The organism is Micrococcus lacusdianchii (assembly GCF_023155805.1).
GTDB classification, from domain to species: domain Bacteria; phylum Actinomycetota; class Actinomycetes; order Actinomycetales; family Micrococcaceae; genus Micrococcus; species Micrococcus lacusdianchii.
This window is the reverse complement of the sequence record NZ_JAKNUW010000013.1, coordinates 15388-42077: the sequence shown is the minus strand read 5'-3', so window position 1 is coordinate 42077 and position 26690 is coordinate 15388. Positions and strand designations below refer to the sequence as shown.

General features: G+C 73.4%; 19 protein-coding genes. 9 read left to right on the top strand and 10 right to left on the bottom strand.

Annotated elements, in window-relative coordinates:
• Nucleotides 1-9: 9 nt before the first annotated feature.
• The 5 genes from MA879_RS09125 to msrB all read right to left on the bottom strand — a co-directional run bounded on the left by MA879_RS09125 (nt 10) and on the right by msrB (nt 5859).
• Entirely contained in the window at nt 10-2172 is a 2163-nt protein-coding gene (locus tag MA879_RS09125; RefSeq protein WP_248125378.1) for a 3-hydroxyacyl-CoA dehydrogenase NAD-binding domain-containing protein, read from the bottom strand.
• 78 nt (nt 2173-2250) lie between these two features.
• Complete coding sequence (locus tag MA879_RS09120) at nt 2251-3513, bottom strand: HRDC domain-containing protein (protein ID WP_248125375.1); 1263 nt, start codon at nt 3511-3513, stop codon at nt 2251-2253.
• A gap of 29 nt (nt 3514-3542) precedes the next feature.
• Nucleotides 3543-4151, bottom strand: coding sequence for a DUF3000 domain-containing protein (locus MA879_RS09115; protein ID WP_248125373.1), 609 nt, complete (start codon nt 4149-4151; stop codon nt 3543-3545).
• 68 nt (nt 4152-4219) lie between these two features.
• Entirely contained in the window at nt 4220-5347 is a 1128-nt protein-coding gene (locus tag MA879_RS09110) for a threonine aldolase family protein (RefSeq protein ID WP_248125371.1), read from the bottom strand.
• Entirely contained in the window at nt 5344-5859 is a 516-nt protein-coding gene (gene msrB / locus MA879_RS09105) for a peptide-methionine (R)-S-oxide reductase MsrB (RefSeq protein WP_248125369.1), read from the bottom strand. Before msrB ends, MA879_RS09110 begins: the two co-directional genes overlap by 4 nt.
• A gap of 100 nt (nt 5860-5959) precedes the next feature.
• Here msrB and MA879_RS09100 point away from each other — a divergent pair, with 100 nt between their 5' ends.
• Nucleotides 5960-7408, top strand: a complete 1449-nt coding sequence (locus MA879_RS09100) for an alpha/beta hydrolase family protein (RefSeq protein WP_248125367.1) — start codon at nt 5960-5962, stop codon at nt 7406-7408.
• Between the two features lie 16 nt (nt 7409-7424).
• Here MA879_RS09100 and MA879_RS09095 read toward each other — a convergent pair whose 3' ends face one another.
• The 3 genes from MA879_RS09095 to MA879_RS09085 form a co-directional block, all read right to left on the bottom strand.
• Nucleotides 7425-9494: a M3 family metallopeptidase gene (locus tag MA879_RS09095; protein WP_248125366.1), complete on the bottom strand. Its 2070-nt coding sequence runs from the start codon at nt 9492-9494 to the stop codon at nt 7425-7427.
• Between the two features lie 99 nt (nt 9495-9593).
• A complete protein-coding gene (locus MA879_RS09090) occupies nt 9594-12143 on the bottom strand; it encodes a DEAD/DEAH box helicase (RefSeq protein WP_248125364.1) in 2550 nt (849 codons plus the stop codon).
• Nucleotides 12140-14158 (bottom strand): site-specific DNA-methyltransferase, encoded by a 2019-nt coding sequence (locus tag MA879_RS09085; protein WP_248125362.1) that lies wholly within the window; start codon nt 14156-14158, stop codon nt 12140-12142. Before MA879_RS09085 ends, MA879_RS09090 begins: the two co-directional genes overlap by 4 nt.
• 1252 nt (nt 14159-15410) lie before the next feature.
• On the opposite strand from MA879_RS09085, the gene MA879_RS09080 reads away from it, so the two are divergent.
• The 8 genes from MA879_RS09080 (at nt 15411) to MA879_RS09045 (ending at nt 24286) form a co-directional block, all read left to right on the top strand.
• Nucleotides 15411-16172: a YebC/PmpR family DNA-binding transcriptional regulator gene (locus MA879_RS09080; RefSeq protein ID WP_248125360.1), complete on the top strand. Its 762-nt coding sequence runs from the start codon at nt 15411-15413 to the stop codon at nt 16170-16172.
• Between the two features lie 5 nt (nt 16173-16177).
• The gene (ruvC, locus tag MA879_RS09075; RefSeq protein WP_248125358.1) at nt 16178-16858 is read left to right on the top strand and encodes a crossover junction endodeoxyribonuclease RuvC; all 681 of its coding nucleotides are present in this window, start codon (nt 16178-16180) and stop codon (nt 16856-16858) included.
• Between the two features lie 86 nt (nt 16859-16944).
• Complete coding sequence (gene ruvA / locus MA879_RS09070; protein WP_248125356.1) at nt 16945-17592, top strand: Holliday junction branch migration protein RuvA; 648 nt, start codon at nt 16945-16947, stop codon at nt 17590-17592.
• Nucleotides 17589-18602, top strand: coding sequence for a Holliday junction branch migration DNA helicase RuvB (gene ruvB, locus MA879_RS09065; RefSeq protein WP_248125355.1), 1014 nt, complete (start codon nt 17589-17591; stop codon nt 18600-18602). Before ruvA ends, ruvB begins: the two co-directional genes overlap by 4 nt.
• A 54-nt stretch (nt 18603-18656) precedes the next feature.
• Entirely contained in the window at nt 18657-19070 is a 414-nt protein-coding gene (yajC, locus tag MA879_RS09060; protein WP_248125354.1) for a preprotein translocase subunit YajC, read from the top strand.
• Nucleotides 19071-19135: 65 nt separating this feature from the next.
• Nucleotides 19136-20908, top strand: coding sequence for a protein translocase subunit SecD (secD, locus tag MA879_RS09055; RefSeq protein ID WP_248125353.1), 1773 nt, complete (start codon nt 19136-19138; stop codon nt 20906-20908).
• Entirely contained in the window at nt 20905-21927 is a 1023-nt protein-coding gene (secF, locus tag MA879_RS09050) for a protein translocase subunit SecF (protein WP_248125351.1), read from the top strand. Before secD ends, secF begins: the two co-directional genes overlap by 4 nt.
• Before the next feature lie 70 nt (nt 21928-21997).
• Complete coding sequence (locus tag MA879_RS09045; RefSeq protein WP_248125349.1) at nt 21998-24286, top strand: RelA/SpoT family protein; 2289 nt, start codon at nt 21998-22000, stop codon at nt 24284-24286.
• Nucleotides 24287-24308: 22 nt separating this feature from the next.
• Here MA879_RS09045 and MA879_RS09040 read toward each other — a convergent pair whose 3' ends face one another.
• Nucleotides 24309-24953: a hypothetical protein gene (locus MA879_RS09040; protein WP_248125348.1), complete on the bottom strand. Its 645-nt coding sequence runs from the start codon at nt 24951-24953 to the stop codon at nt 24309-24311.
• A 99-nt stretch (nt 24954-25052) separates the two neighbouring features.
• Nucleotides 25053-26648 carry a DUF349 domain-containing protein gene (locus MA879_RS09035; protein ID WP_248125346.1) on the bottom strand — a complete coding sequence of 532 codons (1596 nt, stop codon included), beginning with the start codon at nt 26646-26648 and terminating at the stop codon, nt 25053-25055.
• Nucleotides 26649-26690 lie beyond the last annotated feature (42 nt).

The window sequence follows — 26690 nt, the reverse complement described above, 5'->3', positions numbered from 1 at the left end:
CGGGGCGGATCAGGCGTGGAAGCGCCTGCCCCGGACGCGCTCGCTCGCGCCGCAGTCGTCCAGGTACGGGGTGATCCCGCCCAGGTGCAGCGGCCAGCCGGCGCCCAGGATCATGCACAGGTCCACGTCCTCGGGGGCGGCGACGACGCCCTCGTCCAGGAGCAGGCCGATCTCCTCGGCCAGGGCGTCCTCCACCCGGGTGCGCAGCTGCTCCGCGGTCTGCGGGGCGTCGCCCTGCTCCAGCAGCGCCGCGGTGGCCTCGGGGATCGTCTCGCCGGTCGCGCCGGCAGCCTCCTCCTCGCGGCGGTCCTTGCGGACGTCCTTGGCCCACAGGGCGGTCTTGCCGGCGTCGATCATGCGCTGCACGTTCGGGGAGACGGGGAAGCGCTCCTCGCCGAACGCGGCGGCCAGGGACTCGGAGACGTGCTGGGCCACGGGCAGGCCCACCATCGCCGCGAGCGTGAAGGGCGTCATGGGCAGGGCCAGCGGGTGGAGGGCGTGGTCGGCGGTGTGCGCGTCCGTGCCCTCGTCGAAGGAGGCCTGCACCTCACCCATCAGGCGCAGCAGCACGCGGTTGACCACGAACGCGGCGGCGTCGTTGACCAGCACGCCGGTCTTGCGCAGGCGCCGGGCCAGCTCGAAGGCGGTGGCCACGGCCTCGTCGGAGGTCTGCTCGACCCGCACGATCTCGATCAGCGGCATCTGCGCCACGGGGTTGAAGAAGTGGAAGCCCACGAGCCGCTCGGGGTGCTCGAGCACCTCGGCCATGGCCGCCACGGACAGCGAGGAGGTGTTCGTGGCCAGGATCGCCTCGGGGGAGACGATCCCCTCGAGCTCCCGGAACACCGTGCGCTTGACCTCGAGCTCCTCGAACACGGCCTCGATCACGAAGTCCGCGTCCGCGTACACGGACTTGTCCGTGTCCGCGGTGATGAGACCGGCCAGGGCCTCACCCTGCTCGGCGGTGATCCGCCCGCGGGAGACCATGCGCTCCACCTGCGAGCGCACGCCGGCCAGGCCACGGTCCACGCGCTCCTGGTCCATGTCCGTCATCACGACCGGCACCTGCAGGTGCTGAGCGAAGACGAGCGCCAGCTGGCCGGCCATCAGGCCCGCGCCCACGACGCCCACCTTGCGGACCTCGCGTGCCAGCTCGGCGCCGGGGTGTCCGGCCGGACGCTTGGCACGGCCCTGCACGAGGCCGAGGAAGGCGTAGACGGTGCGGCGGAACTCCGCGGTGGCGATGAGGCGGGCGAGGCTCTCGGCCTCGGCCTCGGCCGACTCGGCGCGGGAGCGGGTGCGGGCGGCGGTGAAGAGCTCGGCCAGCTCGTGGCGGGCGGGCAGCTCGCGGCCGGGACGGGTGGCCTGGAGCTTCTCGAGTGCCGCGAGGGCGCGGTCCCAGGCGGCGTCCGAGACGTCCGGGCCGGGGCGGTCCGCGGCGGGTGCCGTGCCGCCGGAGACCACCGTGGCGGCCAGCTGCAGGCCCTCGGCCAGCAGGTCGGTCTCGGCGACGACGTCCATGAGACCGAGCGCGTAGGCGGCGCGGGCGTCCAGGGTGCGGTTGTTGTCCAGCGGGTTCTTCAGAACCACCTCGAGGGCGGCCTCCGGGCCGATCAGGTGGGGCGCACGCCACACGCCGGACCAGCCGGGGATCAGGCCGAGGCGCACCTCGGGCAGGCCGAAGCCCTTCGCGTCGGGGGCCACGATCCGGTGGTCGGCGGCCAGGGCGAGCTCGAGGCCGCCACCGAGGGCGGTGCCGTTGACGAACGCGAACGTGGGGGCCGGGAACGCGTCGAGGCGGTCGTAGACCGCGTGACCCAGGCGGGCCAGCGCGCGGCCGATCTCGGCGTCGGCGGGCAGGGAGGCCACCAGGGAGAGGTCCGCGCCGGCGGCGAAGACGCCCTCCACGCCGGTGACGGCCAGGGCCTGGATCTCACCGGCCTCGGCGCGGGCGGCCTGGGCGTCGAGGACCTCGCCGAGGCCGATCAGGGTGGCGGGGCCGAGGGTGGCGGGCCGACGCGGACCCTGGCCGTTGTCCAGGGTGATCAGTGCCAGCGTGCCGGCGTCGCCGGGCAGGGGGTGGTCGGTGACCTCGGCGCGCGTCAGGACTTCGTCCTGGGCGAGCTGGACGAGACGGTCGACATCGGACAGGGGGACAGGGTGGTGGCTCATGGTGCTCCCAGACATGGCGGACGGTTGTGAGACGGCTCTCACTGTACCTGCGACCACTCGTCCCGGCATTCGGGGGCGTCAGTCCTGGACGGGGTCCGGGTCCAGCAGCGCCACCGTGACGATCGCAGACACCGCCTCGACCTGCCATGGGCGTGCGCCGTGGTCGGCGAGCGCCGCGGCCACGGCCTCGGGGGTGATCGGCTCCGGCGGGGCCCAGCACAGACGGCGCAGCGTGTCCGGGGTCAGCAGATTCTCCGTGGGCATGCCCAGGGCCTCGGCGTGCCGGGCGATCCGGGGCCTCGCCGTCTTCAGGCGGCGGTCCGCGAGCGGGTCGCGGTCCTTCCACGAGCGGTGCGGGGGCGGACCGTCGGAGCCGCCGGGGGCGTGGCGCGGGGGCGCCTGGCCGGCGTCGGCGTCGTGCACCCCGGCCCGGACCGCGGCGAGCCAGCGGGGGGCCTCCTTGGCGGCGTGCCGGCCGTGGAAGCCGCGCAGGCCGCGCAGCTCGGGGACGGTCCGCGGGGGCGAGGCGGAGGCCGCCACCAGCGCCGAGTCCGGCAGGAGGCGGCCGGGGGCGGTGTCCCGGTGGCGGGCCAGGTCCTCGCGGGCCTGCCAGAGCCGGCGCAGCACGGCCCGCTGCACCGGCCTGGTGAGGGCCTGGGAGCCGGACGTGCGCCGCCACGGGTCGAGGCGCGGCGCCGGCGGGGCGGCGGTGCGGACGTGCTCGAACTCCTGCTCGGCCCATTCCAGCTTGCCCTGCTCCGCCAGCAGCGCCGCGAGGGAGTCGCGCAGCTCGATCAGCAGCTCGACGTCCAGGGCGGCGTAGTTGAGCCACTGCTCGGGCAGCGGCCGGGTGGACCAGTCGGCCATGGAGTGCTCCTTGGCCAGGGTCAGGCCGAGGCGGGACTCGAGCACGGCGGCCAGGCCCACGCGTGGCAGGCCCGCCAGGCGCGCGGCCAGCTCGGTGTCGAAGAGGCGGTCCGGGGCCATGCCCCGCTCGGCCAGGCACGGCAGGTCCTGGCTGGCGGCGTGCAGGATCCACTCGACGCCGGCCAGCGCCTCGCCCAGCTCGCTGAGGTCCCCGAGGGCCTCGGGGTCCACGAGCCAGATGCCTGCGCCCTCCCGCTTGAGCTGCACGAGGAAGGCCCGCTGGCCGTAGCGGATCCCGGAGGCCCGCTCCGCGTCCACCGCCACCGGCCCGGTGCCGGCCCGCAGCGCGCGGGCGCACGCGGTCAGGCCGGCGAGTGTGTCCGTCACGCGCGGGACGCCGCCCGCCGGCGCGGAGACCAGCGCGGGGGCGGGGACGGGCGCGGCGGGAGTGGACGGGGGGTCGGCGTGGGGCATGGGGCTCCTGGTCGGACTCGGGGTCTCGGTCATCGTCGGGCGGCGGGGGGCGGCTCGGCGTCGGCCTCGGGGGGCAGGCCGGCGAAGGCGCAGATCATGTCGGACCACGCCTCGAGGTGGGCACCCAGGTCCCGCGGGGCGGGGGTCCACGAGGCGCGCAGCTCGAGGTCGGTCCACCCCGGCTCCTCGGCCAGGACGCCGAAGTGCTCGGCCAGCTGGCGTGTGGCGGTGCCCCCGGCGTGGGTGTGCTCGGCGTGCCGCAGGTCCAGGGCCTCGGTCAGCCACGTCCACGCGACGGCCCCGGCCAGATGGTCGGCGGCCGCCTCCGGCTCCAGGCTGGCCCGGATGTACGTGACGGCCCGGAACACGCCGTGCCACGTGGGGGAACCGGCCGGGTCGTGCAGCAGCACGAACCGGCCCGTGGCCAGCGCCGCCTCGCCGCCGCCCGCCGGGTCGTGGACCTCAGCCGCGAGCGCCACGGCGTGCGGCGCGAGCCCGCGCGGGGCCTCGATCCGGCGCAGGCGCACCTCGGTCCGCGGCCGCGCGTCGCGCAGGTCCGCGAGGGCGTCCCGGAACGCCGCCGTCGGCGCGGGACGAGCCGGCGCGCCGACGGCGCGCAGCGGACCGGGGGTGCTCATGGGCCCAGCCTAGGGCGGGCGGGCGCCCGCGGGCCGGGGGCGCGCCGCACGACGCCGGGCCGGGCCCCTCAGCGGGCCGCGGCCTCCTCGAGGGCCTCGGTGAGGGCGGTGACGAAGGCGTCCACGTCCGCCGGGGTGGTGTCCCACGAGGTCATCCAGCGCACCTCGCGGGCCGCGGTGTCCCAGTCGTAGAACGGGTGCCGCGCGCGCACCCGGTCCGCGACCGTCCGGTCCAGGCGGGCGAACACCGCGTTGGCCTCGGGGGCGCGCACCAGCTCGACGCCGTCCAGCCCCGCCACCCGGTCGGCGAGCGCGGCGGCCATGGCGTTGGCGCGTCCGGCCAGGCGCACGCCCAGATCGTCGGTGAGCAGCGCGAGCAGCTGGGCGGCCAGGTAGCGGTGCTTGGAGGCCAGCTGCATGTCCTGCTTGCGCAGGTATCCCAGGGCCTGCGCGGCACGCGCGCGGGCGTCGGCGGGGTCCTGGCCCGGCAGGTCTGCGGGACCGAGCAGCCGGGCGGCCACCACGGCCTCCGGGTCCAGCACGACGACGGCCTCGGCGCCCATGGCCCCGCTCTTGGTGCCCCCGTAGGAGACCACGTCCACGCCCGCGTCGGTGGTGAAGGCCCGCAGCGGCAGGTCGAGGGCGGCGGCGGCGTTGGAGAGCCGGGCCCCGTCCATGTACAGGGTGAGGCCGGCGTCGTGGGCGGCGTCCGCCAGGGCCCGCACCTGCTCGGGGGTGTACACGGTGCCGACCTCGGTGGCCTGGGCGATCGCGACGACGGCGGGCTGGCTCGCGTGCACGTCTCCGCGCCGGTCCAGATGGGCGGAGAGCATCTCCGGTCGCAGCCGGCCGTCGTCGGTGGCCAGAGGGATCACCGGGGCGCGGCCGATCCGCACGGGCGCGCCGCCTTCGTCGTGCAGCAGGTGGGAGCCGGACGCGGTGAGCACACAGCCCCACGGCGGTGTCATCGCCTGCAGGGCCAGCACGTTGGCCGCCGTGCCCGTGAACACCGGGACGGCGAAGGCCTGCTCGCCGAACTGGTCCCGCACCCGCTCCTGCAGGCGCCCACTCAGCGGGTCCGCGCCGTAGGAGACGGCGTGGTCCGCGTCCGCGTCGGCCAGGGCGGCCCACACGTCCGGGTGGACGCCGGCGTAGTTGTCCGAGGCGAACGCGCGCAGCCCCGGAGCGGGGCTCACGCCCGTCCCCGGCCCGGCGCGGCGTCCTCGTCCGCGGGGTCCTGGGACGGGGTGAGGGGGCCCGGGTCCAGGCGCAGCGAGATCGAGTTGATGCAGTACCGCAGGTCCGTGGGGGTGCCGTAGCCCTCTCCGGCGAACACGTGCCCCATGTGGGAGCCGCACGCGGCGCAGCGCACCTCGATGCGCTCCATGCCCAGCGAGGCGTCCTTGATGTACTCGACGCGGTCCTCCGCCAGCGGGGCGAAGAAGGAGGGCCAGCCGCAGTGCGCGTCGAACTTCTCGGAGGAGCGGAACAGCTCCTGCCCGCACGCCCGGCACGCGTACACCCCCTCCACGTGGGTGTCCCAGTACTCGCCCGTGTACGGACGCTCGGTGCCCGCGCGGCGCAGGACGTCGAACTCCTGCGGGGTCAGGCGGCGGGCCCATTCCTCGTCGGTCAGGGGCGTGCGGTCCGCGTCGGCGGCGTCCGCCGGGGCGACGGCAGGGTTGATGCTCGGCTCAGGGGTGCTCATGTCCGGTGCCAACCGGCGACGGCGGCCCGATGTTCCCGCGCGGTCCGCCCCCTGCTCCGCGGTTGCGTGCGCGCCGTGCCCGTAGGTCAGAATGGTCGCCATGGCCACCTCCCGCCGACGCCGCCGCGGCCCCCGCCGCGGACGGCTCCTCGCCCGTCCCGCCGTCCCCCCGCTCGCCGTCGCCCGTCGGCTCACCCCGGCACGGGCCCGGCCCGCCGCGGACGCCCTGCTGCGGCGCCTGCCCGGCATGCCGCCGCCCGCCCCGGCCCATCCGTGGGCCGACGCCGTGCGCCGCGCCGTCGTCGGGAGCGCCCGCGGCACGGCCGCCGTCATCAGTCCCGCCGCCCGGCTGGCCCCCACCGCGCTCTCCGTCGCCGCCTCCGGGGCGTTCGTGGTGGCCGGGGCCAGCTCGGCGCTCGCGGGCGTGTTCGCGCGCGCCGTGGTGACGCCCGTGCGGGGCCACGCCGAGGACACCGCGGTGTTCGCCGTCGTCGACGGACCGGACGGGCTCGAGGTGATCCTGCCGGCGGACCGGCACACCACCGCGCCCGGCGCGTACTCCCTGACGTACGGGCAGGGCGAGCACGTGGCGCGGATCGGCGCGATCCGCTCCCACGACCCCCGCGACGGGACGGTCCAGCGGGTGGTGGAGGAGGTCTACTCGGGGGACCTGCGCTCCGCCGTGCGCGGACGGCTCACCGGGTTCGTCTACCCCACGCCGGCCGACGCGGGCCTGGATGCGACGGACGTGGAGGTGCCGGTGCCCGGGGGCGTGGCCCCGGCCTGGCGGATCGATCCGGGGCCGTCCGCGGAGCCGCGTCCGGCCGAGGGGCTGTGGGCCGTGATGGTGCACGGCCGCGGCGCCCGCCGCACCGAGGGCCTGCGCGCCGTGCCCACGGCGCAGCGGCTCGGGATGACGTCCCTGCTCGTCTCCTACCGCAACGACGGCGACGCCCCGGACGCCGAGGACGCCCGCTACGGGCTGGGCACCACCGAGTGGGAGGACGTGGCGGCCGCGGTGCGGTACGCCCTCGACCAGGGGGCGCGGGACGTGGTCCTGTTCGGCTGGTCGATGGGCGGGGCGATCGCCCTGCAGTTCGCCGACCGCTCGGACCTGGCCGTCCGCGTGCGGGGGATCGTGCTCACCGGACCGGTGGTGGACTGGATGGACGTGCTGCGCCACCAGGCCCGCCTGAACCGCATCCCCGAGGCCGTGGGCCTGCTGGGGCAGTGGCTGCTGTCCAACCGCGCCGGCCGGCTCGCCACCGGCATGGCCGCCCCCGTGGACCTGCGCGCCCTGGACTGGGTCACCCGCGCCGACCACGTGCGGGTGCCCACCCTGATCCTGCACTCCGAGGACGACGAGTACGTGCCCGTCGGCCCGTCCATGGCCCTGGCCGAGCGCAACCCGGAGCTCGTGCGGTTCGTCCGGTTCACCCAGGCGGGCCACACCCGCGAGCAGAACGTGGACCCCGTGAAGTGGGACCGCACCGTGCGCGGCTTCCTGCGCGCCGTGCTGGCGGCGCCGCGGCCGGGGCGCACCGACTGATCCGCCTGAGCGGTGCTCAGTCGGCCAGCAGCCCGCGGCGGCGCAGCAGCGGCTCGAGCTCGGCGTCCCGGCCGCGGAAGGCCCGGTAGGACTCCAGCAGGTCGCGGGTGTCGCCGCGGGAGAGCAGCTCCGCGGCGAACCGGCGCCCGTTCTCGCGGGTCATGCCGCCGTTCTCCCGGAACCACTCCACGGCGTCCGCGTCCAGCACCTCCGCCCAGATGTACGAGTAGTACCCGGCGGCGTAGTCGTTGCCGAAGATGTGCTTGAAGTAGCCCGTGCCGTAGCGCGGCGGCACCAGGTCCGGGTCGATCCCCGCGGCCTCGAGGGCGCGCCGCTCGAACGCGGCGGGGTCCGCCGTCGCCTCCTCCACCGTCTCCTCGGTGACCGTGTGCCACGCCCAGTCCACGATCGTGGCACCGAGGTACTCGACCGTGCGGTAGCCCTCGCCCCACAGGTCCGCCGCCTCGAGCCGCTCCAGCGTGCCCTCCGGCAGCGGCTCGCCCGTCTCCACGTGCCGCGCGTACGCGTCCAGCAGCGACGGCTCGCGCAGCCAGTACTCGTTCACCTGGCTCGGGAACTCGACGACGTCCCGCGGCACCGCGGTGCCGGTGAGCGAGGCGTACTCGCCCTCGGCCAGCAGGCCGTGCAGCACGTGGCCGAACTCGTGGAACAGCGTCGTCGTCTCGTCCAGCGTGAGCAGCGTCGGCCGGCCCGCCGCAGGGGCCGGGATGTTCATGGTGCAGAACACCACCGGGCGCTCGCCGAGGGCCTCCGCCTTGTCCCGCACCGTGTGCATCCACGCGCCGCCCGACTTGGTGGGACGCGCGAAGAAGTCGCCCACGAACAGCCCGACGACGGCGCCCGCCTCGTCCGCCACCTCCCACACCCGGATCCCGGGCCGGTACAGGTGCGGCGCCAGCTCCGGGCGCTCGGTGAACGAGAGGCCGTACAGCGCCGTCGCCGCCGCGAACACGCCCTCGGTCAGCACCCGGTCGAGCGCGAAGAACGGGCGCAGCGCCCCCGCGTCCACCGCGAACGCCTCGCGCGCGTGCAGCGCGGAGAGGTACGGCCAGTCCCACGGGGCCACCTCCGCGCCGTCCGCGGCGACGGCGGCCGCGTCCGCCCGCGCGTTCGCCATGGCGGGGCCCACCAGGGCGCCCAGCAGCTCCTCCACCGCGGCCACCGACGGCGCCGCGCGGTCCTTCAACGCGTGCTCCGCCCAGGACGAGGCCCCCAGCAGCCGGGCCTTCTCGAGGCGCAGCCGGACGATCCGCATGGCGGTGGTCAGCGTCTCGTGCTCGCCCTCCGAGCCGCGGGCCACGGACGCCTCGAAGACCTCGCGCCGCAGGGCGGCGTCCGCCAGGTCCGCCAGCCACGGCTGCGAGGTGAACAGGGACAGCGTCAGCAGCCACGGGCCCGTCTCCGCGTCGCCGTCGCCGTGGCCCGCCTCCCCGGCGGCCGCCGCGGCGGCCGCGATCTCGTCCCGGCCGAGGCCGGCCAGGCGCTCGCGGTCCGTCACCAGCACCGCACGGGCGGCGGTGTCCGCGACGAGGCGGCGCGTGTAGGCGGCCTTGGCGGAGGCCAGCTCCCCGTTGATCCGGCGCAGCTCGTGGCGAGCCGCCTCGTCCAGGTGCGCGCCCGCGAGCTCGAGCCGCACCCGGAGATGGTGCAGGAGCCGGGCGTCCTCCCCGGTGAGGGCGGCGTCATCGACGGCGGCCACGCGCTCGGCCAGGCGCGGGTCCAACAGGATCGCGTCCTCGTGCGCGGCGAGCTCGGGGGAGAGCTCCTCGGCGAGGGCCTGCCGGGCGTCCGTGCCGTCCGAGCCGACGAGGGTGAAGAACATCGGGGCCACGCGGCGCAGCAGCTGACCGGACAGCTCGAGGGCGCGCACGGTGTTCTCGAACGTCGGTGCCGCCTCGGCGGAGAGGATCTCCTCCACCTCGGCGCGCTGCTCGGCCATGCCGTGGCGCAGCGCGGCGGCGAGCTCGGCGTCGCTCACGGCGGCGAAGTCGGGCAGCTCGAGGGGGAGGGGAGAGGAGGTCAGCAGGGGGTGATCCTCGGGCAATGTGGCTGTGACTGGGGTCATGTGCCCCACCCTACTGATCAGGATCCGGGGTCTGGGCGAGGTCGGGGGCACGCTCCGGCGTCGCCACCCGGGGCTGTCCGGGCGGCGACTGTGGTTCCGTCAGGCAGGCGTCACCACCGGCGCACTGGCGGATAGCAGGTCCTTCCATGAGTCCGCCCGGGCGATCTCCCCCTCATATGCGATGAGGTAGCCCCACCGCTGGTCCATGAACTCCTCCACGCCGATCAGCTCGCGCACGATCCGCTGGGCAGCCTCCCGCTTGAGCTGCACGGTCGCGTCCCCGGCGCCGGCGTCGTTCTTTCCCTCGATGATCCAGTGGGTGCCGTCGGCGTCCAGTGCCAGAAAGTCCGGGTAGTAGGTGTCCCGCGGGGTGTAGGCAATGCCGGCCCCGGCGGCGGGCTCCAGACGCATCCACCAGGTGATGTCCGGGGAGATGTCCAGTAGCTCGGCCAGGGCGTACTCGCCGGTCCAGGAGTCGAAGCGGGCGGCGGTGAACACGTTGCGCTGCCAGCCCTCGTACCACCGGCGCACCACGAAGTCGCCCCGAGCCTCCGGTCGGGGATGGACGACCTCGCCGGCGGGCAGCAGGTGATGGTCGGTCCGGGGCACGGGCACCGGTGTCACGATGTCCGCTGTAGTGGCGGAGCGTTCGTGGTCCCGCACCGCCTGCTTGAGCATGTCCGTCAGCCGGTCGCAGGCCGACGCCAGGGACTTCACGGTCCACTCGGCGGTGTCGCTCTGACGGATGAACGTGGGAACCACGTACCGCTTGATCTGCGTCAGGTTTGTCGCGGTGCGCGGGAGCGAAGCCACGGCGAGCGCGGCCCTCTCAAGCTCACGGGCGACGTCGTCGGGCTCCACGGGCACGGACGCCACGTTGGCCTGGTCCACAGAGTGCAGCTGGAGCCGGGTCTTGAGCCGGTTCGCCAGCAGCTCCTGGCGATGCAGGACTTCACCCGTGTCGAGGACCTTGCGCGCGTGGGAACGGATGGTCTCGTCGGACAGACGCGCCAGATTCAGCGGCGCGATCACCCGCTCGCTCGTGACACGCGGGAAGAGCACCTGGAAGCCGCCGACGGCTTGGAACTTCGGCTGGAGGCCCACTCGCACCGGCTCCGGGCGGCTCACCTGCCGGTCCAAGTCCTTGGTGTCGCCGAACTCGCGCATGGCCACGGTAGGCCGCGGGTCGGGCGTCCGGGTCGACTCCGGCGGGTTCGTGGTTCCGTCCGGGCCGACGACGTCGACCCCCTCCTGCCCGGACGCATTGCCGTCGGCGCCGGTCCCCGGGTCCGTGGGCACGGGCGGCAGCGTACGATCCGCGTCCTGTGGGCGCACGGCATCGACGAGCCCGAACTCCTGGAGGACCTTTTCCGAGCTCAGGTGCTTCTTCACGGAGGCGTGGCTGAGGATGTCCAGGGTGTCCACCTGTGGGTCCCCGGTCCGCTGGCCGAACGGCAGGCGCAGCCCACGGCCGATGGTCTGCTGGGTCAGCGTCTCGGAGGCCAGAGCACGCAGGGTCACCATCACGGCGATCGAGCGCACGTCCCAGCCCTCCTTGAGCTTGTTCACGCTCACCACGGCGCGCACCGTGGAGAACGGCTGGTCCAGGTCTTCGAGGCGCTGCTGGGTGACCACGTCGTCGTGGGCGTTGTCCACCTGGAGGACGGCGTCATCGGCACCGAAGTAGGCGGGGGTGCGCAGCAGCTTTGCCACCTCGGTGGCGTGCGCGACGTCAGCGCAGACCACGAACAGCACCGCATTCACCGGCTTCGCACCCAGGGTCTCCGAGGCATAGCCCTCGTAGGCGGCCTGCTTGGCGTTCAGCAGCACGAGGGCGTCCTGCAGCTGCAGCTCCTCGCCGCCGACCTCCGGGTAGCCGGAGGAGCGGTACGCGATCACCGGGGTCTTCACCATGCCGTCCGAGATCGCCTGGTGCAGTGGGTAGCGGAACACCACGTGGTCCTTCGCGCTCGCGGAGGCCGTCAGGCCCACGGTGGCGGCGGGCTCGAGGTCCCGGATGGCCTGGTGGAAGGCCTTGGCCTGGGTGCCGTAGAGGTGGGACTCGTCGGCGATCACCACCAGATCGTCCTGGGCGCGCAGGTGCTCGAACAGGTTGCCGGTGGACTCGTCGAACCGGCGGATGCGCCGCTGCATGGCGGCCATGCCCTCGCCGGCGGTCTCGCCCTCGGCCTGCTTGGGGGCGATCAGCTGCTGGATGTTGAACACGAACAGCTGGGAGGCGCCCTCGCCGAACAGCTGCCCGCCGGGGGAGGCCTGCGCTGCCCGCCAGGCGGAGTAGTCCTGCGGGGTGGTCACCTGCGGGTGCACGGCGGCGCCCGAGATGTGGCGGCGGGAGCCGGGGGTGAAGTTCTGGACGGTCTTGGTCTGCACCACGGTGGAGGGGGTGACCACCATGACGTGGCGGTGCCCCTGCCGGCGCAGGTACTCGATGAACGCGGCCATCAGGTAGGTCTTGCCGGAGCCGGTGCACATGTCCATGACCTGCGGCACGGCGGGGTCGTATCCACCGGAGAGGGCGAACACCAGCTGGCGCAGGCCCTCCGCGTTGTGCGCGCGGAGGCCGAACTCGCGGCTGAGCTGGTCGATCACCGCCTGGTCCAGGGGAAGGTTCAGCGGGTGGGCGCTCATGCGGTCTCCTCCTCGGCAGCGGTTCCGCCGTGGCGGAAGAGGTCGTCGGGCACGTGCAGCACGCGCACGCCGCGGGCGGCGCGGCGCAGCGCCTCCTGGACGCCTTCCTCACGGCCAAGCGCGGCGATGGTCAGGCCCTCGCCCGCGGCGAGATGGCCGGCGAGGTCCAGGGCGGTGTCCTCGGTGACGGTGCCCTCCACGATGACGAGGCGCATCCGGTTCTTCACGCCGTGGAAGTGCGGGTGCTCAGGGGTGAGCCGGAACCCGAGGTTGGCGGCCACCGAGCGGATCAGGGTGGGGCCGGTGGCGTGCTCGGTAAGGGTGACCAGCTGCAGGTCTGGGTCGTAGTCGAACACGGGCGGGGCGAGCGTGGCGGTGGTGAACCCGCCGCCCCCGCGCCAGTTCAGGGCCGGCTTGGTCTTGACGGTCTTGGTCAGCGCCTTGAGCCGCTTGACCGCAGGATCCGTGGCCAGAGTCCCGTCCGGGTCCGCCTTGATCACCTTGTTCAGCAGGGACGTGAACGCCTGGGCGTCCTCGGCGGAGACGCCCTCGGGCAGGTCGACGCCGTCCGCGGCCACACGCTCACCGGCCACGGAGGTGACGCCACCGGGGTCCTCCCCGCGCACCACCTTCTCCAGGCGCGGCCGGGTGAACCGCTCCAGCGTGTCCTCCACAAGCTCGCAGGTCACCCAGCGGCGCCCCATCTTCTGCGCGACGGCCGCCGTGGTGCCGGACCCGGCGAACACGTCCAGCACCACGTCGCCAGGGTTCGTGGCGATGTGGATGACGCGTTCGAGCAGTCGCTCCGGCTTGGGGGTGGAGAACGGATGGCTGTTCGGAAAGAGTAGGCCTATTTCATGCTTGGCAGAACGGTTGTGACCCACGTCTTCGTGCAGCCATAAAGTTTGAGGCGCTCTGCTCGCGCTGACCGAATCCAAGTATCTTTTGCGCTTGATTCCCCCTTTCCCCTTTTTGGTGAAATATAGGTCCGGCCACGTTCCCATCTTATAGCGCTCTTGCGCGCGATTCGCGGCCTCCTCCAAGGGGATATCAACCAGGAGGGCGGGAACCCCCTGACGAACCTCGGTTGTGGGAACTCCTGCGATCTGCGCCCGCCTGTCGGCGTCGGCGATCACCTCACGCCGGTAGGGGACGTCCCACTCTTCGAGTATGGAGTGCATGGTGTCCTGATTCTGCCCCCAGCACCTACCCGTGGCCGGGTAAATTAGGTCGCCGGTGATGGGGTTTTGAATCGCATAAACCCAGAGTTGGTTCCTGTGAGCGCTTGGTGCCGCGGGGTCGGCCGAAATCCATGGTCTGCGATCTCCGTCGACACTGTTGTAAAGAGCATCACGAGATGCTAATCGCGGCAGACGATTGCTCCGCCAGTCGGGGTGCTTGGAGTAAACAAGGATGATGTCTTGGTCCACAGAGAACCCAGGAGCATCATTTCTTGGCGAATAAGCCTTCTGCCACACCACCTCGGCTACGAAGTTGCACGCGCCGAACACCTCGTCCATCAGCACGCGCATGCGGTGCACCTCTACGTCGTCGAGGTGCACCCAGATGGAGCCGTCGTCGCTGAGCAGCGTCCGCAGATGCAGGAGGCGGTCCCGCATCATGGTCAGCCAGATGGAGTGCTCGAGGTTGTCCTCGTAGTTGGCGAACGTCTGCGCCGTGTTGAAGGGCGGGTCGATGTACACGCACTTGACCTGGCCCACGTACTGTTCGGCCAGCTCCGGCACCAGCGTCAGGGCCTCCAGCACGTCCCCGGACTCCCCGTGGATGAGGAGGTTGTCCGACTGCGGGGGCAGGTCCGCCCGCTCGGTGTAGTGGCCGGCGTCGTCCTTAGGGGCCTGCTGCCCCGTCACCTGCTCGCCCAGCACCAGCGGGCGCACCTCGCAGTAGCGCGGGTCCCGCGGGTCCACCCACGTGTAGCCGTAGCGGCCGTGCTCCGTGGGGATCAGCGCCCTGTCCTTGTTGGCCCAGGTCAGTTCCAGACGGGTGCGTGCCACCAGCGGTCCTCCTCTTGTCCTCGGACGGGTCTGGCGTCATCTCGCCGCCGTTGCCCTCCGCACACAGTAACGGCCCGCAATGGCGCGCCCCGGGACCGGGCATGACGGGCGGCACTACATCCGCCACAAGAGGGGATCAGATGAGCGTCGGAGCCGCCGTTGGCGACTTGTACCGCCGCTACGCCCGGTTCGACGGGCGCTCCTGGCGGTCCGTTCTCATGGCGTGTGTTGCTCTCCCGTGACGCCATCTGCCGCACGGCCAGGTCAGGAGTCTCCTGCCGGCCGGCGGCGAGGATCTTCGCGGTGCAGGCGTCGTAGGCGGTTTCGCCCCATGACGTACGTCGGCAGACCTGAGTCGATGTATCCCAGAAGTGTGAGCGATCCACGGAGACGAGCGGGGGTGTCCACCGAGAAGAGGTTCTCATGATGTGCCACTCGGTTTCGGAGGACCCGAAGGGTCTCAAGCCCCGCGCCCACCTCCGTCAGGCCCTGCAGGCCGGAGGGCGCTCCTGGGAATGCTCGGTGGAGGCAGGCCTCCCAGAGTTCTCGCTGAGCCGCCGTCGGCGCGGTCCGCCCAGGCGATCGCAGCAGCTGGGTCCACGTCCCGAACATCAACTGCGCCACGACGTCGTCATGCTGGGGTGCGGCACCGTGGCGGGGATGCTCAAACGGGCGCGCATCGGCAGTGCGCCGAGCGTCTCGCCGTGCCTGGATAATCTTGCGCCCGATTACCGTGTAGAGCAGGGGCGCTGCCCCCTGGTCGCGTGTCCAGTCAGCGCTCAAGGCGCGGCCATCCGCGGCAGTCTGTGAAGCATTCCAGACGCGGAGTTCTCGATCCATGGCATTGCGGGCGGCGACTTCCACGTGACTGAGATGCGAGTGCCAGGCGCCTGCCAGGTCGACTCCCCAGAGATACAAGCGGGCTGCGAGATCGAGGTCGTGGACTGCGGCGGTCAAGTAGACCTGGGCGCGCGCCTCTCCCACCATGCGCGTGAAGGGAGAGATTGCCGCCATGAGGATGAGGTTATAGTCTTGTCCGCAGCGAGCGGCGGGCTAGGACCGCCGCATCTCACTCGGAGACCCCGCACCCCTTGGGTGTGGGGTCTCTTGTGTCGTCCCCGACCACGCTGACTCGCCGCCGCCCGCCGGTAGGATGGGCGGTCGAATGTGCGGTGCGCCCCGGCGCGCCGGTCAAGCGCAGGCCCGCCGGCCGTCGTCGGCGTGCCGCCCCGACGAGCAGGAGGAGACGCCCGTGTCCGGTCATTCCAAGTGGGCCACCACCAAGCACAAGAAGGCCGCCCTGGACGCCAAGCGCGCCAAGGCGTTCGCCAAGTACATCAAGGGCATCGAGGTCGCGGCCCGCGCCGGCGGCGCGGACCTGTCCGGCAACCCGGCCCTCGACCTGGCCGTCACCAAGGCCAAGAAGAACTCGGTGCCCAACGACAACATCGAGCGCGCCATCAAGCGCGGCGCCGGCCTCACCGGCGAGGTCATCGACTACACCGAGATCATGTACGAGGTCCGCGGCCCCCAGGGCTCGGCCCTGCTGGTGGAGTGCCTGACGGACAACAAGAACCGCGCCGCCGCGGACGTGCGCGCCGCGGTGACCCGCAACGGCGGCACCATGGCCGACTCCGGCTCCGTGTCCTTCCTGTTCAACCGCAAGGGCGTCGTGCGTCTGCCCGCCGAGGGCAACACCGAGGACGGCCTGCTGGAGGCCGTGCTCGAGGGCGGCGCGGACGCCGAGGAGGTCGTGGAGTCCGGCGAGGAGTTCGAGATCGTCTCCGAGCCCTCCGATCTGCGCGCCGTGGCCGGCGCCCTGGACGCCGCCGGGATCGCCTACGAGACCGACGAGCTCGAGTTCCTGCCGACCATGAAGACCGAGCTGGACGCCAAGGGTGCCCGCACCTTCCTGAAGCTCGTGGACGCCCTCGAGGAGCTCGATGACGTGCAGTCGGTGTTCTCCAATGTGGACATCGCCCCCGAGGTGATGTCCGAGCTCGAGGAGGACTGAGCGTCGTGGCGGGGAGGCCCGTCGACGTCGTCCGCGTGCTCGGGGTGGACCCCGGGCTCACCCGCTGCGGGATCGCCGTGGTGGACGTGGACGCGCGTCGGCGGGCCTGCCTCGTCCACGTGGAGGTGGTGGGCACCCCGGCGGACACCCCGCTGGACGCGCGCCTGCTGCGCATCGACGAGGCCGTGAGCACCGTCCTGGCGCGGTTCTCGCCGACGCGCGCCGCCGTCGAGCGCATGTTCGCGAACAACAACACCCCCACCGTGCTCGGCACGGCGCAGGCCGCCGGCGTGGCGATCGCCGCCGCCGCCCGGGCCGGGGTTCCCGTGGGCCTGCACACCCCCTCCGAGGTCAAGGCCGCCGTCACCGGGGACGGCGACGCCGGCAAGGAGCAGGTCACCACGATGGTCACCCGGATCCTGCGCCTGGCCGCCCCGCCGCGGCCGGCCGACGCCGCCGACGCCCTCGCCCTGGCCATCACGCACGCGTGGCGCGGCACCGCCCTGGGCGTGGCCGCCGGCCACACCGGGCTCGACACCGCCTCCCTCACCTCCCGCACCGGCGCCTCCCGCGGGGCCGGGGGAGCTCGCGTGCGGAGGGCGCCGGCAGGGGAGCTGACCGCAGCGCAGCGCGCCTGGCTGGCCGCCGAGCGCTCCGCCGCCGCCCGTCCGGGGCGCCGCGCCTGACCGTCCCGAGCGGCGGCCTCGCGCGCGGCGTTCGATGATATGTTCGAATCCGTCCCACCCCCCTCGAGCCCGGAAGGCGGACCGAGTTGATCGCATCCCTGAGCGGCACCGTCGAACACGTGGGCCTGGACCACGCCGTGATCACCGCCGGGGGCGTGGGCCTGGCGTTCGCGGCCACGCCTCAGACCTTGGCCACGCTCCATGAGGGGCGGATGGCCGCCGTCCAGACCCACCTGGTGGTCAAGGAGGACGCTCTGACCCTCTACGGCTTCGCGGACCGCGCCGAGCGCGAGGTCTTCGAGGTCCTGCTGGGCGCCAACGGCGTCGGCCCCCGCCTGGCCCTGGCGATCCTGGCCGTGCACCACCCCGAGCACGTGCGGCGCGCCGTGACGGAGGAGGACGAGAAGGCCCTCACGCTCGTGCCCGGGATCGGCCCGAAGATGGCCCGTAAGATCATCGTGGACCTCGCCGGCCGCCTGCCTCCCACGGGTCAGGCGCGCGACGACGAGGCCGCGGCCGCGGAGCCGCAGACGCCCACGGACGCATGGCACGCCGACGTCGTGCAGGCGATGACCGGCCTGGGCTGGTCCGAGAAGGAGGCGGCCAAGGCCGTCGCCGCCACCGTGGCCGCCCACCCGGATGTCGCCGGCTCCGGCGACGTCGCCGCCCTGCTGCGCACCACGCTGCGCGACGTCGGCACCGCCGCCGCCGTGCGAGGGGGCCGGACGCGATGACCGAGCACCCCGTCTCCGCTCTGGAGGCCGACGCCGAGGAGCGCCGCCTCGAGGCGGCCCTGCGGCCGAGACACCTGGACGAGTTCGTCGGGCAGATGCGCGTCCGGGAGCAGCTGGACCTCATGCTCGCCGCGGCCCGACTGCGGGGACGGACGGCGGACCACGTGCTGCTCTCCGGCCCTCCGGGGCTCGGCAAGACCACGCTGGCCATGATCGTGGCCGCGGAGATGAACGCGCCCCTGCGGCTGTCCTCCGGGCCCGCCATCCAGAACGCCGGGGACCTCGCCGCGATCCTGTCCTCGCTCACCGAGGGGGAGGTGCTGTTCCTCGACGAGATCCACCGCATGTCCCGGCCGGCGGAGGAGATGCTCTACATGGCCATGGAGGACTTCCGGGTGGACATCGTGGTGGGCAAGGGCGCCGGCGCCACGTCCATCCCGCTCGAGCTGCCGCCGTTCACCCTGGTGGGCGCCACCACGCGCGCCGGCCTGCTGCCCGGGCCCCTGCGGGACCGCTTCGGGTTCACCGGGCACCTCGAGTTCTACGCCGAGGAGGAGCTCGAGAGGGTGCTTCGCCGCTCCTCCGCGCTGCTGGACATGCGCGTGGACACGGACGGCTACCGCCAGATCGCGTCCCGTTCGCGGGGCACCCCCCGGATCGCCAACCGCCTGCTGCGGCGCGTGCGCGACTGGGCCCTCGTGAAGGGCCTGGACACGGTGGATGCTGAGGCCGCCTCCGCCGCCCTGACCATGTACGAGGTGGATGCCCGTGGCCTCGACCGCCTGGACCGCGGTGTGCTCACCGCGCTGTGCACCGTGTTCGGCGGCGGCCCCGTGGGTCTGACCACGCTGGCCACCGCCGTGGGGGAGGAGGCCGAGACCGTGGAGACCGTGGCGGAGCCCTTCCTCATCCGCGAGGGCATGGTGGCCCGCACCCCGCGCGGCCGCGTGGCCCTGCCCGCCGCATGGGAGCACCTCGGCATGGCGGCGCCGGAGGGCACGCCCGGCTGATCCCCCTAGACTGGCCCGGATTCCGATCCCGTCCAGACCCGAGGAGTGCGCCCCGTGCCGCTGTCCCAGACCTCCGCCCCCGTGATCGCCCAGCAGGCCGCCGGGGGCACCAACGTGTTCATGCTCGTCATGTTCGCCGCCCTGGCGTTGATGCTCTTCCTGTCCTTCCGCCGCGCCAAGAAGGCGCAGCAGCAGGCCACGGAGATGCGCAGCCGGTTGACCCCGGGGATGGAGGTCATGACCGCCGCCGGCATCTTCGGCACCGTGGTGGCCGTGGACGAGCCGAATCAGCGCGTCACGCTCGAGACCTCCCCCGGCACGCGCCTCGACGTGCACCTGCAGGGCGTGGCGAACATCGTCGATCCTGATGCCGCCGTGGACCCGTCCTCCGCCGCGGACGGGCAGCACCGCTCGACCGCCGCCGACGCCCCCGCGGACGGCGTCGACCCGCGCACCGACCGCGCCTGAGACCACCTCGGCCGGGCCCGGCGCGCACCGCCGGGCCCGCGCCGCGCACAGAGAGCACGTGACGCATGGCGAAGACCTCCCCCTCCCGCGCCGCCGGCCGCGCCCTGGCCTGGCTGGCCGCGCTCGTCGTGGGCCTGACCGCGATCCTCGGCATCGGCGTGGCCAGCGGCCAGGCCGGCTGGGCCCCCAAGCTCGCCCTCGACCTCGAGGGCGGCACCCAGATGGTGCTGGCCCCGCAGACGGCCTCCGGTGAGCAGGCCACCCCGGAGCAGCTCGGCCAGGCCGTGGAGATCATCCGCCAGCGCGTGGACGGCTCCGGCGTGGCCGAGGCGGAGGTCGCCACCCAGGGCGACCAGAACGTCGTCGTCTCCCTGCCGGGTGTGCCGGACGAGGACACCCGCCGCCTGATCCAGGCCTCCGCGGACCTGCAGTTCCGCCCCGTGCTCCAGGCCGCCCCCGGCGAGCCCACCCCCGAGGACCAGCTCCTCCCGAAGGAGCAGTTCCCGGCGCCCTCGGCCGAGCCGTCCGACGCGTACGACTCCAACTGGCTGACCCCGGACCTGGCCGACGAGTTTCAGCGCACCGACTGCGCCGTCCCGCGCGACCCGGGCGCGGCGCCGATGCCCGCCGACCGCGCGGTGGTCGCCTGCCAGCCCGCGGAGGAGACCCCGGCCGGGGCCGCGCCGGCGATCAAGTACGTCCTGGGCCCCGTGGTGGTCTCCGGCACCGAGGTCGACGGCGCGCAGCCGGGTCTGGCCCAGACCTCAGGCGGCGTGTCCACCAACCAGTGGGGCGTGAACGTGGACTTCACCGACGAGGGGGCCCGTGCCTTCCAGGCGGTGACCCAGCGGCTGACTCCCATGCCCGCCGGGGACCCGCGCAAGCAGTTCGCCATGGTCCTCGACGGCCGCGTCATCTCCGCCCCCAGCTCGAACGCGGTGATCACCGGCGGCAGCGCCCGGATCGACGGTCCGTCCTTCACGGAGCAGTCCGCGAACCAGCTCGCCGAGCAGCTCAACTACGGCTCGCTGCCCATCTCCTTCACCATCGAGTCCGAGCAGCAGATCTCCGCCACCCTCGGCGAGGACCAGCTCCGCTGGGGCCTGATCGCCGGGCTGATCGGTCTGGCTCTCGTGGCCCTCTACCAGTTCTTCCAGTACCGGGCCCTGGGCCTGCTGACCTTCGCCTCGATCCTGGTGATGGGCCTGATGACCTATCTGGCCATCGCGATCCTCGGCTGGACGGACAACTACCGCCTCTCCCTGGCCGGCATCGCGGGCCTGATCGTGGCCATCGGCCTGACCGCCGACTCCTTCATCGTCTACTTCGAGCGCATCAAGGACGAGCTGCGCGCCGGCCGCCCGGTCGAGGCCGCCGTGCACGAGGGCTGGAAGCGCGCCCAGCGCACGATCACCGCCTCGAAGGCCGTGAACCTGCTCGCCGCCCTCGTGCTGTACTTCGTGGCCGTGGGCAACGTGCGCGGCTTCGCCTTCACCCTCGGCCTCACCGCGATCGCCGACCTGATCGTGGTGTTCCTCTTCACCCACCCGCTCATGGTGCTCCTCGCCCAGGGCGACTTCGTGGGCCGCGGCCACCGGATGTCCGGGCTGGACCCGCGCCAGCTCGGCGTGGATTCCGCGCTCTACCGCGGCGCCGGGCAGGTCCGCGAGCCGCGCCCCGCCGTCGCCTCGGCCCCCACGTCCGACGTCCGCCCGGGCCGCCGCCGCGGCCGGGGCGAACCCGCCCTCACCATCGCCGAACGCCGCCGCGCCGAGCGCGCCCGGGCGGCCGACCCCGCCGCCCGCCGCCCGGCCGACACCCAGGAGGACGCCTCGTGAACCGCTTCGCCGACTGGGGCAACGCCCTGTACACCGGCCGCCGCGCCTACCCGTTCGTCCGCCGCTGGCGGCTCTGGTTCGCGATCGCCGCGGCCCTGCTGGTCCTCGCTGGGGGCCTGACCGCCCTGCGGGGCGGATTCAACCTCGGCATCGAGTTCCGCGGCGGCTCCGAGTTCACCGTCTCGGACGCCGCCACGGGCGAAGTGGACCCGGGCAGGGAGGCCGTGGCCGACGTCGTCCCCGGCGTGGAGCCGACCGTCACCGCGATCGCCCCGGGCACCATGCGGGTGCAGACCGAGCAGCTGGACGACGCCCAGACCCGCCAGGTCGCCCAGAACCTGCAGGAGGCCTACGGCGTCACGCAGGACCAGGTGACCTCCACCTTCGTGGGTCCCACGTGGGGTGAGGCCGTGTCCCAGCAGGCGCTGCTCGGCCTGGTGATCTTCGTGGCCCTCGTGACAGTGTTCATGGCCCTCTACTTCCGCACATGGAAGATGTCGCTGGCCGCCGTCGTCGGGATGCTCTACGTGGTGGCGCTGACCGCCGGGATCTACGGGGCCACCGGCTTCGAGGTGACGCCGTCGGCGATCATCGGCTTCTTGACGATCCTCTCCTACGCCCTCTACGACACCGTGGTGGTGTTCGACAAGGTCCGCGAGAACACCGTGGGCCAGGAGGAGGACCCGGAACGCACGTTCGAGCAGAACGTGGAGCTGGCCGTGAACCAGACCCTGGTGCGCTCGATCACCACCTCGATCGTGGGCCTGCTGCCGGTGGCCTCCATCCTGTTCATCGGCGCCGGACTGCTCGGCGCGGGGACCCTGCGGGACATCTCGCTGGCCCTGTTCATCGGCATCATCGTGGGCACCCTGTCCACCCTGTTCCTCCAGGCACCGCTGTACGCCCTGCTGCGCCGCGGCGAAGCCGACGTGCGCGACCAGGACGCCCGCGTGGGCCGGGACCGGGACGGGCTGGGCCAGCAGACCGACCTCGAGGACGCACACGGCGCGGTGCTGTGACCGGCGGACGGCCGACCCCGGAGTAGACTGCCGCATCACCCCGGGCCGGGACGGCCCAGAAGGAGGCACCGTGACCGAGCAGGACTGCCACCCCGCCGCTCCCGCCCGCCGGGGCCGGATCGCGCGGCTCACGGGCCGCCGGGCCACGGAGTACTCGCCGCTGCTAGAACCGCTGATGCGGACGGTGCGCCAGCGCACCACGCACGCCGAGCAGGAGCGGATCGTCCGGGCGTTCGATGTGGCTGAGCGCGCTCACGAGGGGCAGATGCGCCGTTCGGGCGACCCCTACATCACCCACCCCGTGGCCGTGGCCACGATCCTCGCCGAGCTCGGGGTCACGGGCTCCACCCTGCTGGCGGCGCTCCTGCACGACACGGTAGAGGACACCGACTACTCGCTCGCGCAGCTCACGGCCGACTTCGGCGCTGAGGTGGCCCTGCTCGTGGACGGCGTCACCAAGCTGGACAAGGTCACCTACGGGGCCGCCGCGCAGGCTGAGACGGTCCGCAAGATGGTCATCGCGATGGCCCAGGACGTCAACGTCCTCCTGATCAAGCTGGCCGACCGCCTGCACAACGCGCGCACGTGGCGGTACGTCTCGCCCGAGTCCAGTGCCAGGAAGGCCCGCGAGACCCTGGACATCTACGCGCCCCTGGCGCACCGCCTCGGCATGAACACCGTCAAGTGGGAGCTCGAGGACCTCTCCTTCGCGGCGCTCAAGCCCAAGGTCTACGCGGAGATCGTCCGCCTGGTGGGGGAGCGCAACCCGGAGCGGGAGAAGCACATCGCGGCCCTGCGCGGGGCGATCGAGGAGGAGCTGAGGGAGCATCGCGTGCGGGCCACCGTCACCGGCCGACCCAAGCACTACTACTCGATCTACCAGAAGATGATCACGCGCGGGAAGGACTTCGACGACATCCACGACCTCACCGGGATCCGCGTCCTCGTGGACTCCGTGCGGGACTGCTACGGGGTGCTCGGCGTGGTGCACGCCCGGTGGCGTCCGATGCCGGGGCGGTTCAAGGACTACATCGCGGTCCCGAAGCTGAACATGTACCGCTCGCTGCACACCACCGTGATGGGCCCGGGCGGGAAGCCCGTGGAGATCCAGATCCGCACGTGGGACATGCACCGCCAGGCCGAGTACGGCGTGGCCGCCCACTGGCGGTACAAGGCCGGCGCGCGCGGCGAGGCCGGCGAGGCCCCGGGCCAGGGGACCCCGGGCTGGCTGCGCTCGGTCATGGACTGGCAGCACGAGACCAGCGACCCGGACGAGTTCCTCGTCTCCCTGCGCACCCAGATCGGCGCGGACGAGGTCTACGTGTTCACCCCCAAGGGGGAGATCCGCTCCCTGCCGGCCGGGTCCACGCCCGTGGACTTCGCCTACGCCATCCACACCGACGTCGGCCACCGCACCGTGGGTGCCCGCGTGGACGGGCGGCTCGTGCCGCTGTCCACCCCGCTCAACCAGGGCGAGACGGTGGAGGTCTTCACCTCCAAGGCCGAGGACGCCGGCCCCAGCCGCGACTGGCTCGGCTTCGTGGTGTCCCCGCGGGCCAAGTCGAAGATCCGCCACCACTTCGCCACCCGCCGCCGCGACGAGCAGATCGAGCGCGGCCGCGAGGCCTTCACCCGGCAGCTGCGCCGTGCCGGGATGTCGGTGCAGAAGATCCTCGGCGGCGAGGACCTCGACGTGCTCGCCGGGGACCTGGGCTACCACGACCCGGACGGGCTGTTCGCCGCGCTCGCGGACGGGCACGTCTCGCCCCAGGCCGCCGTGGAGCGCCTGGCCGCCCTGCAGGCCCCGCCGCCGGCCGCCCTCGCCGAGCCGCACCGCGAGCTCTCGGTGGGGGCGGTGGACCTCGAGGGGCTGGTCCCCGCGCACTCCCGCCGGGCGCCGGCCCGCGCCACGAACGAGGCCGGGGTCCTGGTGGACGGCGACGGCGGCGTGCTCGCCAAGCTCGCCCGCTGCTGCAACCCCCTGCCGCCGGACGAGGTGGTCGGGTTCGTCACGCGCGGGTCCGGGGTGTCCGTGCACCGGCACGACTGCCGGAACCTCGCCACGATCCTGGAGAACGAGCCCGAGCGGCGCGTGCCGGTGACGTGGGCGCCGTCGCGGGACGCGGTGTACACGGTGGAGATCGAGGTGCAGGCCCTCGACCGCACCTCGCTGCTCTCGGACGTCACCCGGGTCCTGTCCGAGAACCACGTCAACATCCTCTCGGCGTCCGTCAACACCACCCGCGACCGCGTGGCAATGAGCCGGTTCGTGTTCGAGATGGGCGACCCGCTGTTCCTGGAGCACGTGGTCAACGCGGTGCGCCGGATCGACGGCGTGTTCGAGGTCCGCCGCACCTGAGCAGAGGGCGCCCGACGGCCGGTCAGGCCGGCGCCTCGAGGGCCTCCAGCAGCTGGGCGAGCCGGCGTCGGGCGCCCACCGCCCCCGGCCGTCGGCTCGGGCGGGCGAGCCGCTCCCGCAGGCCCGCGGCCCCGTGGCGGGCGATGAGCCGGGCCGCCCGGCGGGTGTGGTCCGGGTCCCCGGTCAGCAGGAGGTCCTCCACGGTGCGCGCGGGGGTGGTGACCCGCACGCCGCCCACGCGCCGGACGTCCGGCTCGGCCGGGGCCAAGCCGTCCGGGCTCGCCGCGACGTCCGACTGCACGAGCGTGAAGGGCACGCCCGGACCGCCCGCGGGTCGGCGGTGGAAGTGGGGGACGGCCGCGTGCACCCGGGCGGGAGGCGTGCCACCGGTGTGCACCCACGCCGCCGACGGTCCGATGGCCGTCCACCCGGCGGCGAGCACGGGTGCGCACAGCAGGCCCAGTGCCCGGGCCCGCTCGGCGGGACGCGAGGGCCCGTCCGCGGGACGGAAGACGCCCGGCAGCACCTCCTCGACCGCCCCACGGGCCGCCAGCACCCGCAGCTCTGCGGCGGTGAAGCACTCCCCGGCCAGCAGCAGGCCCTCGGTGAGGGACCAGATGGGCGGCGCGCCGCCGTCGTCGATCCGCTGCGCGTGGGTCGTCTCCATGCGGGCATCCTGCCAGGACGTCAGCAGCCCCCGCCGGGTGCCTGTGGACAGGCGCGCGGCGGGGGCTGCGGGACGGGTCCGAGCCCGGAGGAGCGGAGATCAGCGCAGCTCGGAGGCGGAGGCCTCCAGGGCGGACTTCCACTGCAGGCGGGCGTCCAGGGCGTCCTGGGCCCGGGCGATGGCCTTCTGATCGCCCTTGGCCTTGGCCTTCTCGAGGTCGGCCTCGAGCCCCGCGATGGTCTCCTCGAGCTGGGTGAGGGCCGAGTTCGTGCGGGCCTTCGTCTCGGGGTCGGTGCGGCGCCAGTGCTCGTTCTCGGCCTGCTTGAGGGCGTCCTCGAGCTTGCGGAAGCCCTCCTCCATCCGGCGGATGTCTCCGCGGGGGACCTTGCCGGCCTCCTCCCACCGGCCGCGCAGCTCGTTGAGCGCCCGCCGGCCGGCCTTCACGTCCGTGAACGGCAGCAGCTTCTGACCGTCCGCCAGGATCTGCTCCTTGACCTTGAGGTTCTCGCCGAACTCCTGGTCGATCTGCGCGTTCTCCGCCTTGCGGGCGGCGAAGAAGACGTCCTGCGCGGCACGGAACCGGGCCCACAGCGCGTCGTCCTCCTTGCGGGAGGCCCGCGGGGCGCGCTTCCACTCGTCCATCAGGTCGCGGTACTTGCCCGCGGTGACGCCCCAGTCGGTTGACGAGGAGAGCTCCTCGGCGCGGGCGATCAGGCGCTCCTTGACCTGCTTGGCCTCCGCGGACTTCGCATCCAGCTGGGAGAAGTGGGCGCGGCGCGTCTTGTCGAACTGCGTGCGGGCGCCGCGGAAGCGCTTCCACAGGCCGTCCTCGACCGACTTGGACAGGCGCGGGCCGGCCTTCTGCGCGGCCTTCCACTCGTCGAAGAGCTCCGCCATGCGGTGGGAGGCCTGCTTCCACGGCATGCGCTCGGCGGGCGTCGCGGCGTACTGCTCTGCCTCGGCCACGATCGCCTCGCGCGCGGCGCGCTGCTCGGCCTGGGCCGCCTGGCGCTTCTCCTGCTCGGCGATGCGGTAGTCGCCCAGCAGGGTCTCCAGCGCGGCCAGTCGGGTGCGCAGCGTGGCGACGTCGCCCACCATGTGGCGCTCCTGCACCGCGGCGGTCATCTGGCCGAGGGCCTTGCCCAGCTCCGAGGAGGGGGCGCCCGCGGCGATGCGCTGCTCGAACAGGGCCATCTGGGCGCGGACGTCGTCGTACTTGCGCACGAAGTAGGCCAGGGCGTCCTGCTCGGTGGCGTCCGGGACCTGACCCACCGCCACCTCCTCCTCGCCGTCCAGCAGGGTGACGTGGCCGTCCTCCGAGACGCGGGCGAACGCGGCGGCCTCCTCCAGCGGGGTGGGCGGCACGGCGGGGGCCGGGGCGACGGGCGCGGCGGCCTTCGCGGGGCGGGCCTGGGCCGGTGAGGGCTTCAGGGCGGCCGGGGAAGGGGCGACGGGGGCCGAGGGGGCGGTGGCCGGCTCCTCCGCGGGGGCGGGCGCGGCGGCCAGGTCCTCAGCCGGGGCGGCCTCGTCCTGCGAGGTCGGAGCGGTGTCCTCGGCGGACTCGTCCGAGCCGTGGGCGGAGGCGTCCGGAAGGATCTCGGGCAGCGGGCGTGCCTCGGGCGGCAGGGCGGCAGCCGCCGGCGCCTCGTCGGCGGCGGGGGTCTGCTGGTCGTCGGACTGATGCTGGTGGGTCACCGCTGGAACTCTCCCTGACTGTGCACCGCGCCGGGATGCGCG